The 15,209-nt window shown below is 62.4% G+C and carries 17 protein-coding genes; 5 read left to right on the plus strand and 12 right to left on the minus strand.

Features of this window, described 5'->3' with window-relative positions; translation table 11 throughout:
- The first annotated feature begins 342 nt into the window (after positions 1–342).
- Positions 343–1,653: a Na+/H+ antiporter family protein gene (locus tag NLI84_RS11190; RefSeq protein ID WP_255990189.1), complete on the plus strand. Its 1,311-nt coding sequence runs from the start codon at positions 343–345 to the stop codon at positions 1,651–1,653.
- 24 nt (positions 1,654–1,677) lie between these two features.
- Here NLI84_RS11190 and mnmA read toward each other — a convergent pair whose 3' ends face one another.
- Genes mnmA through NLI84_RS11205 form a run of 3 tightly spaced genes read right to left on the minus strand, consistent with a single transcriptional unit; the run spans position 1,678 to position 3,877 of the window.
- Positions 1,678–2,754 carry a tRNA 2-thiouridine(34) synthase MnmA gene (gene mnmA / locus NLI84_RS11195; RefSeq protein WP_255990190.1) on the minus strand — a complete coding sequence of 359 codons (1,077 nt, stop codon included), beginning with the start codon at positions 2,752–2,754 and terminating at the stop codon, positions 1,678–1,680.
- On the minus strand, positions 2,751–3,212 hold the full coding sequence (locus NLI84_RS11200; RefSeq protein ID WP_255990192.1) for an NUDIX hydrolase: 462 nt from the start codon (positions 3,210–3,212) through the stop codon (positions 2,751–2,753). The genes mnmA and NLI84_RS11200 overlap by 4 nt, the downstream gene beginning before the upstream one ends.
- 38 nt (positions 3,213–3,250) lie before the next feature.
- Positions 3,251–3,877 (minus strand): pseudouridine synthase, encoded by a 627-nt coding sequence (locus NLI84_RS11205; protein ID WP_255990195.1) that lies wholly within the window; start codon positions 3,875–3,877, stop codon positions 3,251–3,253.
- 141 nt (positions 3,878–4,018) lie between these two features.
- Between NLI84_RS11205 and icd the strand changes: the two genes are divergently transcribed.
- Positions 4,019–5,242 (plus strand): NADP-dependent isocitrate dehydrogenase, encoded by a 1,224-nt coding sequence (gene icd, locus NLI84_RS11210; protein WP_255990196.1) that lies wholly within the window; start codon positions 4,019–4,021, stop codon positions 5,240–5,242.
- Positions 5,243–5,355: 113 nt separating this feature from the next.
- Here icd and NLI84_RS11215 read toward each other — a convergent pair whose 3' ends face one another.
- Entirely contained in the window at positions 5,356–5,559 is a 204-nt protein-coding gene (locus tag NLI84_RS11215; protein WP_148714582.1) for a cold-shock protein, read from the minus strand.
- 250 nt (positions 5,560–5,809) lie between these two features.
- Between NLI84_RS11215 and clpS the strand changes: the two genes are divergently transcribed.
- Together clpS and clpA are read left to right on the plus strand one after the other, a co-directional pair.
- Positions 5,810–6,121: an ATP-dependent Clp protease adapter ClpS gene (gene clpS / locus NLI84_RS11220; RefSeq protein WP_255990276.1), complete on the plus strand. Its 312-nt coding sequence runs from the start codon at positions 5,810–5,812 to the stop codon at positions 6,119–6,121.
- The gene (gene clpA / locus NLI84_RS11225; RefSeq protein WP_255990198.1) at positions 6,118–8,391 is read left to right on the plus strand and encodes an ATP-dependent Clp protease ATP-binding subunit ClpA; all 2,274 of its coding nucleotides are present in this window, start codon (positions 6,118–6,120) and stop codon (positions 8,389–8,391) included. The genes clpS and clpA overlap by 4 nt, the downstream gene beginning before the upstream one ends.
- 67 nt (positions 8,392–8,458) lie before the next feature.
- On the opposite strand, the gene NLI84_RS11230 is transcribed toward clpA, so the two are convergent.
- The 8 genes from NLI84_RS11230 to ffh all read right to left on the minus strand — a co-directional run bounded on the left by NLI84_RS11230 (position 8,459) and on the right by ffh (position 14,320).
- A complete protein-coding gene (locus NLI84_RS11230) occupies positions 8,459–9,334 on the minus strand; it encodes a mechanosensitive ion channel family protein (RefSeq protein WP_255990199.1) in 876 nt (291 codons plus the stop codon).
- Between the two features lie 40 nt (positions 9,335–9,374).
- Complete coding sequence (xerD, locus tag NLI84_RS11235; protein ID WP_255990200.1) at positions 9,375–10,280, minus strand: site-specific tyrosine recombinase XerD; 906 nt, start codon at positions 10,278–10,280, stop codon at positions 9,375–9,377.
- Positions 10,277–10,771, minus strand: a complete 495-nt coding sequence (locus NLI84_RS11240; RefSeq protein ID WP_255990202.1) for a methylated-DNA--[protein]-cysteine S-methyltransferase — start codon at positions 10,769–10,771, stop codon at positions 10,277–10,279. The genes xerD and NLI84_RS11240 overlap by 4 nt, the downstream gene beginning before the upstream one ends.
- Positions 10,772–10,860: 89 nt before the next feature.
- Positions 10,861–11,238 carry a 50S ribosomal protein L19 gene (gene rplS / locus NLI84_RS11245; protein ID WP_255990204.1) on the minus strand — a complete coding sequence of 126 codons (378 nt, stop codon included), beginning with the start codon at positions 11,236–11,238 and terminating at the stop codon, positions 10,861–10,863.
- Between the two features lie 57 nt (positions 11,239–11,295).
- On the minus strand, positions 11,296–12,069 hold the full coding sequence (gene trmD, locus NLI84_RS11250) for a tRNA (guanosine(37)-N1)-methyltransferase TrmD (protein ID WP_255990210.1): 774 nt from the start codon (positions 12,067–12,069) through the stop codon (positions 11,296–11,298).
- Position 12,070: 1 nt separating this feature from the next.
- Entirely contained in the window at positions 12,071–12,553 is a 483-nt protein-coding gene (gene rimM / locus NLI84_RS11255) for a ribosome maturation factor RimM (protein WP_255990212.1), read from the minus strand.
- 69 nt (positions 12,554–12,622) lie between these two features.
- The gene (gene rpsP, locus NLI84_RS11260) at positions 12,623–12,871 is read right to left on the minus strand and encodes a 30S ribosomal protein S16 (protein WP_255990215.1); all 249 of its coding nucleotides are present in this window, start codon (positions 12,869–12,871) and stop codon (positions 12,623–12,625) included.
- 99 nt (positions 12,872–12,970) lie between these two features.
- Complete coding sequence (ffh, locus tag NLI84_RS11265) at positions 12,971–14,320, minus strand: signal recognition particle protein (RefSeq protein ID WP_255990216.1); 1,350 nt, start codon at positions 14,318–14,320, stop codon at positions 12,971–12,973.
- Between the two features lie 85 nt (positions 14,321–14,405).
- Between ffh and NLI84_RS11270 the strand changes: the two genes are divergently transcribed.
- Positions 14,406–15,206, plus strand: a complete 801-nt coding sequence (locus NLI84_RS11270; protein WP_255990220.1) for a cytochrome C assembly family protein — start codon at positions 14,406–14,408, stop codon at positions 15,204–15,206.
- Positions 15,207–15,209 lie beyond the last annotated feature (3 nt).

Here is a 15,209-nt window from a genome sequence, read left to right on the forward strand (position 1 = left end):
CCCGGTGAAAGTCGCGTGCATAGCGCGACGGCGTATCGCCGGTGTCGATCGCATGCGGTGCGCGCAAGATTGTCACCCAGGCGATGAAATCCCAGCAGCGCGCCCGGGGGTACTTCCTGGTCGTGGAGCAGGATGGCGATGGGTTGCATACAGTGTCCTGTAGGAAAGCGATCGGCCTGCCGGACAAGGCGGTGTAAAAACGGCGCCTGGCCCGGATAGCCCACCCTCGATGCCGGATCAGGCGCGGACCTGATCCCACGCGGCATTGCCGATCACCGCGATGCAAAAATCAGGGCCCAGACGGATCATCGCGATCTTTTATGCCCGAACCGGAGCCACGCAATGAATTCCGTCGTGATCGCCGTCGTCCTGATGCTGGCGCTGTCGCTCCTCCGCGTGAATGTGGTGATCAGTCTGCTTGCCAGTGCGGTGGCCGGCGGACTGCTCGGGGGTCTGGACCTTGCCGGCACGCTCAACGCCTTCAACGGCGGGCTCGGTGACGGCGCCGGAGTGGCACTCTCCTACGCGCTGCTTGGTGCCTTCGCCATGGCGATCGCCGCCTCAGGCCTGCCGCACGCGCTGGCCGATGGCCTGGCGCATGCAGTGAAGAAAGGCGGCGGCGGGCGCGGGGTGAAGTGGACGATCTTTACCGCGCTGCTGCTGCTGGCGATCTCGTCGCAGAACCTGCTGCCCATCCATATCGCCTTCATCCCGCTACTGGTGCCGCCCCTGCTCCATACGCTGGGCGAATTGCGGGTGGACCGGCGCCTGTTGGCCTGCATCATCACTTTCGGCCTGATCACGCCGTATATCTTCATGCCGGTGGGTTTTGGCGAGATTTTCCTCAAGCAGATCCTGCTCAGCAGCATCGCCAAGGCCGGGCTCGATGCCGGCCAGGTGAACGTGATGCAGGCCATGGCCATCCCCGCCGCGGGCATGGCCTTGGGGCTGGCGATCGCGCTGTTCAGCTACCGCAAGCCGCGCGACTACGATCTGGCGCAGCTCGCCCGCGCCGAACACGAGGAAGCGCGCTACACGCCGCGCTCACTGGCAGTGGCCGGCGTTGCGGTGGTCATCACCTTCGTCACGCAGCTGTGGGCCGATTCCATGTTGCTGGGCGCGCTGGCCGGCTTCGTCGTCTGCGTGGCGGGCGGTTCCATCCGCTGGAACGAGGCGGACCACGTGTTCATGGAAGGCATGAAGATGATGGCCGGTATCGGCCTCATCATGATCGCCGCCTCCGGCTTTGCCGAGGTGATGAAGGCCACGGGCGATATCGGCCGGCTGGTCGAGGCCTCCGTCGCCGTCGTCGGCGACAACAAGGGGCTGGCGGTATTCCTGATGCTGCTGGTCGGGCTTATCGTCACGTTGGGCATCGGCTCGTCATTCTCCACCGTGCCCATCCTCGCCACGCTGTATGTGCCGCTATCGCTGCAGCTGGGCTTGTCGCCGACGGCCATCGTCTGCCTGATCGGCACCGCCGGGGCGCTCGGCGACGCCGGCTCGCCGGTGTCCGATTCGACGCTGGGTCCCACCGCCGGCCTTAACGTCGACGATCAGCACGACCATATCTGGGATACCGTGGTGCCGACCTTTCTGCACTACAACCTGCCGCTGCTGGCGGCGGGCTGGGTGGCGGTGATGGTGTTGTGAGCGCCGTGGTGCGCTGCAGGCCCGCTACTGGATGATGCCGCCGCCCAGGCACACGTCGCCCTGGTACAGCACCATCGATTGCCCCGGCGTCACCGCCCACTGCGCTTCGTCGAAATCGAGCTCGACCCCGCCTTCCACATGGCGCAGCGTGCACGCGGCATCCTGCTGGCGATAGCGGGTTTTGGCGGTGTAGCGCCCCTCGACCGGCAGCTCGCCGAGGATCCAGGAGCAATCGAGCGCGCGCAGCGTCGGCTTGAGCAACAGCGGATGGTCGTGCCCCTGCACCACGATCAGCTCGTTGGTCTCAAGGTTCTTGCCGCCGACGAACCATGGCTCGCCACTACCCGCCTTGTCGCCGCCGATGCCCAGGCCCGAGCGCTGGCCCAGCGTGTAGTACATCAACCCCATGTGCTCACCCAGCACGCGACCTTCCGGCGTGACCATCGCGCCCGGTTTTTTCGGCAGGTAGCGGTTGAGGAAGTCGCGGAACGGCCGCTCACCGATGAAGCAGATGCCGGTGCTGTCCTTCTTCCTGGCGTTGGGCAGGCCGATTTCTTCGGCGATGCGGCGCACCTCGCTCTTTTGCAGGCCGCCCAGCGGAAACACCGCCTGGCTCACCTGCTCTTGGCTCAGCCGGTAGAGGAAGTAAGTCTGGTCCTTGGATTGATCGGCGGCGCGGATCAGTTCGGTGCGGCCGTCGCTGCGCAGCCGGTTGCCGCAGTAATGGCCGGTCGCCATCTTGGCGCCGCCCAGTTCGATCGCGTAATCGAGGAAGCAGCGGAACTTGATTTCGCTATTGCACAGGATGTCCGGATTCGGCGTACGGCCAGCGGAGTACTCGGCCAGGAAGTACGAGAACACCCGGTCCTTGTATTCCTTGGCGAAATTGACGAGCTCGATGTCGATACCCAACAGGTCCGCCACCGCGATGGCGTCCATGCTGTCTTCCTTGATCGAGCAGTATTCGTCGTTATTGTCGTCTTCCCAGTTCTGCATGAACACGCCGTGCACCTCGAAGCCCTGCGCCTTCAAAAGGTGCGCCGTCACCGACGAATCGACGCCGCCGGACAGGCCGACGACGATCTTGGTCGCTGCGCTCATGCTGCCTCCCGGTGATCGAAGTCGCGCAGCAGTGCCAACGGGTAGCGCAGTCCGGCCAGATAGTCGTCGATGCAGGCAAGGATCAGCGGGCTGCGGTGTTCGGCGCTACGCGCGACCACTTCATCGCGGCTCAGCCACACCGCGGCCTCGATGCCATCGTCGAGCGCGCGGCCCGGCTCGTGACCGGTGATCTCGCCGGTGAAGGCAAAGCGCAGATAAGTCAGCTCCGGGCGCTCGGGCGGGCTCCACTGGTAGATGCCGACCAGGGCCATCGGCACAAAGTGGTGCGCGGTTTCCTCGAGCGTTTCGCGCACGCAGGCGGCGGCGATGCTCTCGCCGTGCTCGACATGGCCAGCCGGCTGGTTGAGCTTCAAGGCGCCGAGGATGCGCTCCTCGACCATCAGAAAGCGTCCGTCGCGCTCGATTAGCGCAGCCACGGTCACATTGGGATGCCACATAGAATCGGATTTTCCAGTAAAAACAGGATTGTACAGGATCAACGCGGCTTGTTCGGCCCGCGCCGGCCGCGCTGCTTGGGCGCACTCGACCTGGGCCGGGCCGTGGTGCTCGCCATCGGCGCCGCCACCAGCAGCTCGCGCCAGGCGCCGGGCGCCAGTTCAGCCAGGGTATGGTCGCCGACCGCCCAGCGGATCAGCCGCAATGTGGGAAAGCCAATCTTGGCCGTCATCCGCCGCACCTGACGGTTTTTGCCCTCGGCAATGCAGATTTCCAGCCAGCTGGTGGGAATCGCGGCACGAAAGCGCACCGGTGGGTCACGCGGCCACAGGCCCGCGGGCTCGGCCATCACCCGTACCGCAGCCGGCAGCGTGACGAAGTCTCCCAGATCAACGCCGCGCCGGAGCGGCTCGAGCGCCGCGTCGTCCGGCGCGCCTTCCACCTGCACCCAGTAGGTCTTCACGAGCTTGTGCCGGGGGTCGGCAATGCGCGCCTGCAAAGGCCCGGAATCGGTGAGCAGCACCAGCCCTTCGGAGTCGGTATCGAGCCGGCCGGCCGGGTAGACATCCTTGATTGGCACGTAGTCGGCCAGCGACTGGTGCGGCGGGCTGGGGGAAAACTGGCAGATCACACCGTAAGGCTTGTTGAGCAGAATAAGCTTGGCCATGCACCAATTGTAACGCGACCATCGATTATCCCGGCGAGCGCGACTTGGCAGCGCTGGCGCGTTCACGCGATAATCGCGCGTTTCCAGCGCGCACCGAAAAAGCGCGCCGAAGTCCAAACCTAACTGATGGGAAAGTCAACGATGAGCCATATCAAGGTGCCCGCCGAGGGCGCGAAGATCGTTCCGAACCTCGCCACCCCGGATAACCCGATCATTCCGTTCATCGAAGGTGATGGCATCGGCGCCGATATCACCCCGGTGATGAAGGAAGTGGTCGATGCAGCCGTAGCCAAGTGCTATGGCGGCGCGCGCAAGATCAACTGGATGGAAATTTTCTGCGGCGAGAAGGCCGCCAAGCTTTACGGCAACGACACCTATCTGCCGCAGGAAACGCTGGATGCGCTGAAGGAATACGTCGTTTCGATCAAGGGCCCGCTGGCAACGCCGGTCGGCGGCGGCATCCGCTCGCTGAACGTGGCGCTGCGCCAGCAGCTGGACCTCTACGTCTGCCTGCGCCCGGTACGCTATTTTGAAGGCGTGCCGTCGCCGGTGAAGAAGCCCGAGCTGATCGACATGGTGATCTTCCGCGAGAACACCGAAGACATCTACGCCGGCATCGAATGGGACGCCACCAGCGAAGGCGCCAAGAAGGTGATCGAGTTCCTGCAGGAACAAATGGGAGTGAAGAAGATCCGCTTCCCGGAATCGTCCAGCATCGGCATCAAGCCGGTCAGCAAGGAAGGCACCGAGCGCCTGGTGCGCAAGGCCATCCAGTACGCGATCGACAACAACCGCAAGTCCGTGACGCTTGTCCACAAGGGCAACATCATGAAGTTCACGGAAGGCATGTTCCGCACCTGGGGCTACGAGCTCGCCAAGAGCGAATTCGGTGGCGTCGAGATCGACGGTGGCCCGTGGCTGCAACTGCCGAACGGTATCGTGATCAAGGACGTGATCGCCGACGCCTTCCTGCAGCAGATCCTGCTGCGTCCGGCCGAGTACGACGTGATCGCCACGCTGAACCTGAACGGCGACTACATCTCCGACGCGCTGGCCGCGGAAGTGGGCGGTATCGGTATCGCTCCGGGTGCCAACCTGTCGGACAACATCGCCTGCTTCGAAGCCACCCACGGCACCGCGCCGAAGTATGCCGGCCAAGACAAGGTGAACCCGGGCTCGCTGCTGCTGTCTGCCGAAATGATGCTACGCCACATGGGCTGGAAGGAAGCGGCCGATCTCATCATCAAGGCGATGGAAAAGACCATCCAGGACAAGATCGTGACCTACGACTTTGCCCGCCTGATGGACGGCGCCGAGGAAGTGAGCTGCTCGGCCTTCGGCAAGGCCATCATTGCGCGCATGTAAGCACCTCCGCGACACAAAACACCCCGCTTCGGCGGGGTTTTTTGTGTCGCGATGTCGGCGCTGGCCAAAGAAAAACCCCGCTTACGCGGGGTTTTTCAACACAAACGCAACAATCAGGCAGCCTGAATGTTGGCCGCTTGCTTGCCCTTCGGGCCCGTAGCCACTTCGAAGGAGACGCGTTGGCCTTCCTTCAGGGTCTTGAAGCCTTGCATGTTGATCGCGGAGAAGTGAGCGAAGATGTCGTCGCCGCCTTCATCCGGAGTGATAAAGCCAAAACCTTTGGAATCATTGAACCACTTCACGGTACCCGTAGCCATTCAGGTCTTTCTCCAAGATATACATAGAAACAGCACCCCCCACGGGCGCCGCCTGTTTGAAGTCAAGGCCAAACGACGGGTGTACCGGTAAGGCATGAAACTTGTCCATCAAACGCGATTTGTTTTTACGCGATAGTTACGAATGAGGTCAAGCGCACGAACGCGAATTTCAGCAAACTGTTGCATCGTTGGAACGCTTGAAAATCCCCCCCCACGGGCCAAAATGAGTAGGGAAACCGGCTGGACAGATATGGCTTTGCAACATCAAATCGAGCATGCACAACAGCTGCGCGAGCAGCGCACTGCCCCACCACCGATGTATCGCGTCGTTTTGCTCAACGACGACTACACGCCTATGGAATACGTGATCGTGGTGCTGCAGGAATTTTTCGCGATGGGCGGCGAACAAGCGACCGTCGTCATGCTCAAAGTCCATAACGAAGGCCGTGGTGTATGCGGGGTTTACCCCAAGGACATCGCGGCCACCAAGGTGGCGCAGGTGACCGAGCATGCCCGCGCACACCAACATCCGCTCCAATGCATCATGGAGGTACACGAATGATCGCCCAAGAACTTGAAGTGAGCCTGCACATGGCCTTCATGGAGGCGAGACAGAAGCGCCACGAGTACATCACCGTGGAGCACCTCCTGCTCGCCCTGCTCGACAACCCCTCCGCGGCCGACGTGCTGCGCGCCTGCGGCGCCAACATGGACGAGCTGCGCCGTGCGCTTGGCGATTTTGTCGCCGAACACACCCCCGTGGTATCGGGCTCGGGCGAAGTTGAAACCCAGCCGACCATCGGCTTTCAGCGCGTGATCCAGCGCGCCATCCTGCACGTGCAAAGCTCGGGCAAGAAGGAAGTGACGGGCGCCAACGTGCTGGTTGCCATCTTCGGCGAGAAAGACAGCCACGCCGTCTATTTCCTGCACCAGCAAGGCATCACCCGGCTCGACGTGGTGAATTTCATCTCGCACGGCATCGCCAAGAGCCAGGCCAACCCGTCGCCAGCGCCGCGCAACGAAAGCAGTGGCGAGGAACAGGAAGGCGAAGTCAGCGCCGGCGGCGCGCTGGAAAGCTTCACGCTCAACCTGAACCAGCAGGCGCTGTCAGGCAAGATCGACCCCCTGATCGGCCGCGAGGCCGAGCTGGAACGCGTGGTGCAGATCCTGTGCCGCCGCCGCAAGAACAATCCGCTACTGGTGGGCGAAGCCGGCGTCGGCAAGACCGCGATCGCCGAGGGTCTGGCGCGCCGCATCGTCGAGGGCGAAGTGCCGGACATCCTGGCCGACGCCACCGTTTATGCGCTCGACATGGGCGCACTGCTCGCCGGCACCAAGTATCGCGGCGATTTCGAGCAACGCCTCAAGGCCGTGATCAAGCAACTGGCCGACGAGCGCAACGCCATCCTGTTCATCGACGAGATCCACACGCTGGTAGGCGCCGGTGCGGCCTCGGGTGGCACGCTCGATGCGTCCAACCTGCTGAAGCCCGCCCTGTCCAATGGCATGCTCAAGTGCATCGGCGCGACCACCTACAGCGAGTACCGCGGCATTTTCGAGAAGGACAACGCGCTGTCACGTCGCTTCCAGAAAATCGACGTGGCCGAGCCATCGGTGGCCCAGACCGTCGAGATCCTCAAGGGCCTCAAGGAGAAGTTCGAGTCGCACCACGGCGTGAAGTACACGCTGACTGCGCTCTCGACCGCCGCAGAGCTGTCGGCGAAGTACATCAACGACCGCCACCTGCCGGACAAGGCCATCGACGTGATCGACGAGGCCGGCGCGGCGCAGAAGATCCTGCCGCGTTCCAAGCAGAAAAAGACCATCGGCAAGGGTGAGATCGAAGACATCGTCGCCAAGATCGCACGCATTCCACCGAAGAATGTTTCGTCCGACGACAAGACCCAGCTGAAGACGCTGGATCGCGACCTGAAGAACGTGGTGTTCGGCCAGGACAACGCGATCGACGCACTGGCCACCGCCATCAAGATGGCGCGTGCCGGCCTTGGCAATCCGCAAAAGCCGATCGGCGCCTTCCTGTTCTCGGGCCCGACCGGCGTGGGCAAGACCGAAGTGGCCCGCCAGCTCGCCTACACGCTGGGCATCGAGCTGATCCGCTTCGACATGTCCGAATACATGGAACGCCATGCGGTCAGCCGACTTATCGGCGCGCCTCCGGGCTATGTCGGCTTCGAGCAGGGCGGCCTGATGACCGAGGCGATCAACAAGCATCCGTATGCGGTGCTGCTGCTCGACGAGATCGAAAAGGCGCACCCGGACATCTTCAACGTGCTGCTGCAGGTGATGGACCACGGCACGCTGACCGACAACAACGGGCGCAAGGCTGATTTCCGCAACGTGATCGTCATCATGACCACCAACGCGGGCGCCGAGAGCCTGAACAAGTCGGTGATCGGCTTCACGTCGAAGAAGGAAACGGGCGACGAAATGCAGGAGATCAAGCGCCTGTTCACGCCGGAGTTCCGCAACCGCCTCGACGCCATGATCCCATTTGCGCCGCTGACACAAGAGATCATCCTGCAGGTGGTCGACAAGTTCCTGCTGCAACTGGAACTGCAATTGCAGGAGAAGAAGGTGGAGGCCCACTTCACCGACGCGCTGAAGGACATGCTCGCCAAGCACGGCTTCGATCCCTTGATGGGCGCGCGGCCGATGGCGCGCCTGATTCAGGACACCATACGCAAGGCGCTGGCCGACGAGTTGCTGTTTGGCCGTCTGAACCACGGCGGCGAGGTCACGATCGATCTCGATGCCGATGGCAAGGTGTTCCTGCAGATCGAAGAAGACGAAGCGGCGCCGGTTCCGGCCTGATGATCAGCCTTCAACTGAAAACGCCCCGCAACTGCGGGGCGTTTCATTTGGGCCATACGCCAATAGCCTAAGCAGACTGCTGCACCACCACCGCCTGCGCCGGCATCGGCGCGGCGTAACCCGCATCGATGAAGCTTTCGCGGATCACGCGGTTGGTCTCGAAATATACCTGCCAGTAATGATCGTTATGGCAGTACGGCCGCACCGCGAGGACCGGCCCGACCAGATTGAACTCGAGTATCTCGACGTCCACCGGCGGCTCGGACAGCACATGCGGAATCGCCGCGACCTTGTCCTTGAGCAGCGCCACAGCGGCAGCGACCTCGGTGGAACCGGCAAGCTGCGCCTGCAGGTCAACCCGGCGAAACGAGTTGGTCGTGAAGTTCTGGATGTTGTCGCTGAAGATCTTGTTGTTGCCGATGATGGTCTGCACGTTGTCCATCGTGTTGAGCGTGGTGGCGAAAAGGCCGATCTCCATCACGGTGCCGGTCACGCCGCCGGCACTGATGAAATCCCCCACCTTGAACGGGCGCAGCACGATGATGAAGGCGCCTGCGGCGAAGTTCGCCAGCAAACCGGACCATGCCATGCCGATCGCCACGCCCGCCGCGGCGAGCAACGCGGCAAAGGTCGTCGTCTGGATGCCGAAATAACCCAGGATGCCGATCACCAGGATGATGTTCAGCGTCACCGTGATGATGGAACCAACGTAGCGCAGCACGGTGGGGTCGACATGCTGCTTTTCCAGCGACTGACGCACCAGTCCGACAGCGAAACCGATCAGCCAGCGACCGATCACCCAGAAGACGATCGCAGCCAGAATCTTGATGCCAAACGCCGTAAGGTACTGTATGACAATATCTTGGTAGCGCCCCGCCGCCGCCGCGCCTTGCGTGACCAGATCCTGATCCATGATTTCCCCCAGTTTGAAGAGCTCACCCATGACTGCTTCAAACTAGCAGAAGAAATCCGCAAACGTAGTGTCAGCCCCGGGGGTGGTGCTTGCCGTGCAGCGCTTGTAGGCGTGCCGTTGCAACGTGGGTGTAGATCTGGGTGGTGCCGATATCGGCGTGGCCCAGCAGCATTTGCACGATGCGCAAGTCGGCACCGTGGTTGAGTAGGTGCGTCGCGAACGCGTGACGCAGCACATGCGGCGACAGCTTTTCAGCCGGAATGCCCGCTTGCGTCGCATAGCCCTTGATGATGAACCAGGCCCCCTGCCGGGTCAGCGGCTCGCCACGCTGGTTGATGAACAGCGTGGACACGGCTCGTCCGAAACACAGCATGGTGCGCGCCTCCTTGAGATAGCGCTCCAACCAGTGCTGCGCCTCCGCGCCCATGGGCACGATGCGCTGTTTGCCGCCCTTGCCGCCGAGCACCTGGACGAAGCCTTCATTCAAATGCAGATGCTCGCTTGGCAGCGTCACCAGCTCCGACACCCGCAGGCCGGTGGCATACATCAGTTCCAGCATGGCACGGTCACGCAAGCCGGCCGGCGTCTCGAGCCGAGGCGCATCCAGCAAAGCGGCAATGTGGCCCTCCTCCAGCGCCTTGGGTAGCGGACGCACCCGACGTGGCGAACTCAGCAATTCGGTCGGATCGACGACGATACGTTCGCTGCTACGCCAGTGCCGGTAGAACTTACGCAGACTGGCCAGACGCCGCGCCAGCGTCGCCGCCTTGGCGTCACGCGCCTGCCGGGCGAGGAAACCCTGCACCTGATCGCGTGTCGCTGTCAGCAGCGAGCCGCCCTCGCCTTCCAGCCACTGCGCCCAGATCATCAGATCGCGGCGATAGCTATCGACCGTGTTGGTGGCGAGCCCGTCGGCCAGCCAGACCGCATCGATGAACTCGTCAATCAGCTGCTCCGCCACGGGAGGAGGCGTCAAAGTACCCCCTCGTGCTTGAGCAGGATGCGCTTGAGCGGCAGCCAATCGACGCCGTTGCGATTCGCGTTGAAGCCCCCCAGGCCATTGACGGCCACGACGCGATGACAGGGAATGATAACCGGCAAGGGGTTGCGCCCGCAGGCCGTACCCACCGCGCGCGGCACTGAGCCAACGCGCCAGGCGATCTCGGAATAGCGCACGATATCGCCAACCCGAATCGCGGCGATCTGCTGCCAGACCGCGATCTGGTGTGGCGTGCCTTGCAGGCGATAGGGCAGATCGAAACGGAAACCGGGGTCGGCGAAATACGCGTCGAGCTGGCGCGCCACTTCCCGTAGCAAGGGGCTGGTGGGTGCGCGCAACGGCGCATCGGCCGGCAGGAAATCGATCAGCTGGAGCGTATCAACGCCCTCCATCAAGCCCAATGGCCCGATAGGGCTGGCCACAATGGCGTGGTACTCGGCGTAGACAATGGGATGCATGTTGGGCATGACCGGGCCCGGCGGCATGGATGAGGCCATATCGTAGCCGAAAAAAAACGCGGGTGAGGACACCCGCGTTTTCATCACAGCAAGGCTGCTTACTGCGCAGCAGCTTGCTTGCGTGCCGGCAGCTTTTCCTTGATCCGTGCGGACTTGCCCGAACGATCACGGAGGTAGTACAGCTTGGCGCGGCGCACGTCACCACGGCGCTTCACTTCGACCGAAGCGACCAGCGGCGAGTAGCTCTGGAAGGTACGTTCGACGCCGGTACCAGCCGAGATCTTGCGCACGGTGAAGGCGCTGTTCAGGCCAGCGTTCTTCTTGGCAATGACCACGCCTTCGTACGCCTGCAGACGTTCGCGGTTACCTTCCTTCACCTTCACCTGGACGATGACGGTGTCGCCCGGTGCGAATTCAGGGAGGGTCTTGCCCAGGCGGGCGATTTCTTCTTGCTCGAGTTGTTGAATCAGGTTCATGACCTAATCACTCCTGGTGTGAAGCTTGTTCCTTCCGTCCGCAACGCGGCAATGCCATCAGTTCGACTGCTGTTCAGTCTTGAACTCGGCCAGAAGACGAGCTTCCTCTTTTGAAAGCTGGCGCTTGGCAAGCAACTCGGGCCGACGCAACAGCGTCCGCCCCAGCGCCTGCTTCAGCCGCCAGCGCCTTATCGCAGCATGGTTGCCCGAAAGCAAAACCTCCGGGACCGCCATGCCGCGGTAAACCTCGGGACGGGTGTAATGCGGGCAATCCAGCAACCCATCCACGAACGAATCTTCTTCGGCACTCGCCGCGGTGTTCAACACCCCGGGCAATTGCCTGACCACCGCATCGATCAGCACCATGGCCGGCAACTCGCCACCGGATAGCACGTAATCGCCGATCGAGATTTCCTCGTCGACCTGCGTCTTCAGCACACGCTCGTCGACGCCTTCATAACGGCCGCACAACAGTACCAGGCCGTCCAGTGCCGATAACTGCAGCACCTTGGCATGATCAAGCGGCGCCCCCTGCGGCGACAGATAGACGACGTGCGACGCACGCCCCGCCTGCTGCTGCCTCGTCCTGGCCGCCGTAATGGCCAACTCCAGGGGCTCCGGCAACATCAACATGCCCGGACCCCCACCATAGGGTCTATCGTCGACCCGACGGTAATTGTCCTGCGTGAAATCACGCGGATTCCACGCCTGAAAATCGAAAATACCCAATTCGACCGCGCGCTGGGTCACCCCATGGCGCGTGATGGCATCAAACATCTCCGGAAAGATGCTGACCACATCGAACGAGAGACGGCGCGCAGGCGTCGTCATCTCAGTAATCGAGGCCCCAGTCGACCGTCATCGTCCGAGATGGCAAGTCCACCTTCAGCACCACATGCCCGACGAAGGGCAGCAGCCGTTCGATCTCGCCGTCCTTCACGACCAGCACGTCGTTGGCGCCGGTTTCGAACAGCTTGTCGACCACGCCCAGGGCTTCGCCCGCGACGTTGACCACGGCCAACCCGACCAGATCGGCCCAGTAGTACTCACCATCGTCCGGCAGCGGCATGGCGCTGCGTGGAATCGCAACCTGGCAGCCCTTGAGGGAAAATGCCGCATCGCGATCGTCGACGCCTTCGAGCTTGGCACCAAGCTTCTTGGGCTGCAGCTGGCCTTCCTTGAAGGCATAGGCGCGCCACTGGCCATCACGCCCCAACCACCAAGTGTCGTAATCGAACAGGCTATCGTCGAACTCGGTGTCCGCAACCACGTGGACCCAGCCACGAAGACCAAAAGCCCCGCTCACATGGCCCATGGTCACCAGATCATCTGGGACCGCAGGCGATGCAGGCGAGGCCACAACCTTGCTGTGCGTCACGACTGCTTAGGCAGCCGGCTTGTACGACTTCAGCAGGCGGGCGACGGAATCGCTGGTTTGCGCGCCAACGCCAACCCAGTAGTTCACACGATCGAGTGCAAAGCGCACGCCCTCTTCGTTTTCCTTGGCCTGCGGGTTGTAGAAACCCAGGCGTTCGACGAAGCGGCCGTCGCGGCGGTTGCGCGAATCGGTGACGACGATATTGTAGAACGGACGGTCCTTGGCGCCGCCACGAGCAAGACGAATCACAACCATTGTTTTGTACCCAGAATCGGTTTACGCGAAACTCGCAATTGTAGGCGAACAGCACCAGACAACACAAGCACTTTGGCAACAAAGACTTGCGTGCACGCCCTACATGCCCGGCATCATACCCTTGAGGCCACGCATCATCTTCATCATGCCGCCCTTGGAGAACTGCTTCATCATTTTCTGTGTTTCTTCGAACTGCTTGAGCAGCCGGTTCACTTCCTGCACCGACACCCCCGCCCCCGTCGCAATCCGGCGTTTGCGGCTGGCCTTCAGCAACTCGGGCTTGCGTCGCTCCGCCGGCGTCATCGAATTGATGATGCCCTCGATGCGCGCCACGGCCTTGTCGGTAACCTGATTATTGGCGATTTCACCGAGTTGCCCCGCGCCCGGCAGCTTGTCGAGCAAGGCCGACATGCCACCCATCTTCTTCATCTGGCCGATCTGCGATTTGAAATCCTCAAGATCGAAGCCCTTGCCGGACTTCACCTTCTTCATCATCTTCAAGGCCTCGGCCTCGTCGACGGTCTTTTGCACATCCTCGATCAGGCTCAGTACATCGCCCATGCCGAGAATACGGCTGGCCATCCGATCCGGATGGAACGGCTCGATGCCCGACAGCTTTTCGCCCACGCCGATGAACTTGATGGGCTTGCCGGTCACGTTGCGCACCGACAACGCCGCACCGCCGCGCGCATCGCCATCCATCTTGGTCAGGATCACGCCGGTGAGCGATAGCGCTTCGTTGAACGCCTGCGCGGTGTTCACCGCATCTTGGCCCTGCATCGCATCGACGACGAACAGCGTTTCGATCGGCTTGATCGCGGCGTGAACGGCCTTGATCTCGGCCATCATCGCCTCGTCGATCGCCAGGCGGCCGGCGGTATCGACGATCAGCACATCGTGGAAATGACGCTTGGCGTAGTCGAGCGCAGCCAGGGCGATGTCGACCGGTTTCTGGCTGACATCAGACGGAAACCATTCGACCTCGATCTGCGCGGCGACGGTCTTGAGCTGCTCGATCGCCGCAGGGCGATAGACGTCGGCCGACACCAGCAGCACTTTCTTCTTTTGCTCTTCCTTGAGTCGCTTGGCGAGCTTGCCCGAGGTGGTGGTCTTGCCCGCGCCCTGCAGGCCGGCCATCAGCACTACGGCCGGCGGCACGGCGGCGAGATTGAGCGCGTCGTTCTGCGCGCCCATCAGCTTGGTCAGTTCTTCGTAGACCACACCGATGAAAGCCTGGCCGGGCGTGAGGCTGCCGATCACTTCCTGACCCAGGGCGCGCGTCTTGATGTCGCCGATGAACTGCTTGACCACGGGCAGTGCCACGTCTGCCTCCAGGAGGGCCATGCGGACTTCGCGCAGCGTGTCCTGGATATTGGCCTCGGTCAGCCGAGCGTTGCCACGCAGCGATTTGACCACGCCGCCAAGACGCCCAGAAAGATTCTCAAACATAAGTTTTCCTTGCGGAGCCGGCGTCGTGCGCCTCAGCCCGCTCTGCTATAGACTGTCGAATTCATCGATTTTACCCCACAGCCCCGTGCCCTGGCTTGCACTTACCGCTCTCGCGATTTATGTCCTGCTCGGCTGGCAGTTCTGCCGCACCCGGCTCAGCGGGCACGCACAGCCGCGCCCAGCCATCGAACAGGGCGCCCTGCTGATCGCCTTCGTCTTGCATGGCTTGGCACTGTGGCCGCCCTTGGCACAGGTTCCGCTGCACTTCGGCGCCGCGGAAGCACTGTCGATGACGGCCTGGCTTGCACTACTGGTCTATCTGCTTGGGCAACTGACCTTGCGCCTGGATGGATTGCAACCGCCCCTACTGGCCGTCAGCATCCTTTTGCTGGGCGCCAGCCTGTTCCTGCCACCGGGGCACGCACTCGCCTATCCGCAGAACACGCTTTCTCGTCTGCATTTTCTTGCCGCCATGCTGGCGCAGGGCCTGCTGGCCAACGCCGCGGGCCTGGCGATCCTGATGCGATTCGCCGATCGGCGACTGCATCATGCCGACGCCCATCTGCTCGTGCAGAAGCTGCCTCCGCTCATTGCGCTGGAACGACTGTTGTTCGGCTGTATCGCGCTCGGCTTCTTCTGGCTGACGCTGGCGCTCGCCACCGGCGCGCTCTTTGGCGAAGCCATCTATGGCAAGGCCATCGAGTTCAACCACAAGGTACTGCTCTCAGTGGCAGCCTGGTTAACCTTTGGCGGCCTGCTACTGGGGCGCCAGCTCAAGGGCTGGCGGGGCAAAACAGCCAGCAATTGGACGATAGCCGGCTTCGGTCTGTTGCTGCTGGGCTACATCGGCACGCGCATTGTGTTCGAGGCCATACTCCAGCGCTAAGGC

This window comes from Chitinolyticbacter albus, from assembly GCF_024437655.1.
GTDB lineage: Bacteria > Pseudomonadota > Gammaproteobacteria > Burkholderiales > Chitinibacteraceae > Chitinolyticbacter > Chitinolyticbacter albus.

Bases quoted from the DNA above. Each gene is read 5' to 3' on its own strand.
- NLI84_RS11190 (WP_255990189.1), top strand. From the start codon at position 343: ATGAATTCCGTCGTGATCGCCGTCGTCCTGATGCTGGCGCTGTCGCTC.
- mnmA (WP_255990190.1), bottom strand. From the start codon at position 2,754: ATGAGCGCAGCGACCAAGATCGTCGTCGGCCTGTCCGGCGGCGTCGAT.
- NLI84_RS11200 (WP_255990192.1), bottom strand. From the start codon at position 3,212: ATGTGGCATCCCAATGTGACCGTGGCTGCGCTAATCGAGCGCGACGGA.
- NLI84_RS11205 (WP_255990195.1), bottom strand. From the start codon at position 3,877: ATGGCCAAGCTTATTCTGCTCAACAAGCCTTACGGTGTGATCTGCCAG.
- icd (WP_255990196.1), top strand. From the start codon at position 4,019: ATGAGCCATATCAAGGTGCCCGCCGAGGGCGCGAAGATCGTTCCGAAC.
- NLI84_RS11215 (WP_148714582.1), bottom strand. From the start codon at position 5,559: ATGGCTACGGGTACCGTGAAGTGGTTCAATGATTCCAAAGGTTTTGGC.
- clpS (WP_255990276.1), top strand. From the start codon at position 5,810: ATGGCTTTGCAACATCAAATCGAGCATGCACAACAGCTGCGCGAGCAG.
- clpA (WP_255990198.1), top strand. From the start codon at position 6,118: ATGATCGCCCAAGAACTTGAAGTGAGCCTGCACATGGCCTTCATGGAG.
- NLI84_RS11230 (WP_255990199.1), bottom strand. From the start codon at position 9,334: ATGGGTGAGCTCTTCAAACTGGGGGAAATCATGGATCAGGATCTGGTC.
- NLI84_RS11240 (WP_255990202.1), bottom strand. From the start codon at position 10,771: ATGCCCAACATGCATCCCATTGTCTACGCCGAGTACCACGCCATTGTG.
- rplS (WP_255990204.1), bottom strand. From the start codon at position 11,238: ATGAACCTGATTCAACAACTCGAGCAAGAAGAAATCGCCCGCCTGGGC.
- trmD (WP_255990210.1), bottom strand. From the start codon at position 12,069: ATGACGACGCCTGCGCGCCGTCTCTCGTTCGATGTGGTCAGCATCTTT.
- rimM (WP_255990212.1), bottom strand. From the start codon at position 12,553: ATGGGCCATGTGAGCGGGGCTTTTGGTCTTCGTGGCTGGGTCCACGTG.
- rpsP (WP_255990215.1), bottom strand. From the start codon at position 12,871: ATGGTTGTGATTCGTCTTGCTCGTGGCGGCGCCAAGGACCGTCCGTTC.
- ffh (WP_255990216.1), bottom strand. From the start codon at position 14,320: ATGTTTGAGAATCTTTCTGGGCGTCTTGGCGGCGTGGTCAAATCGCTG.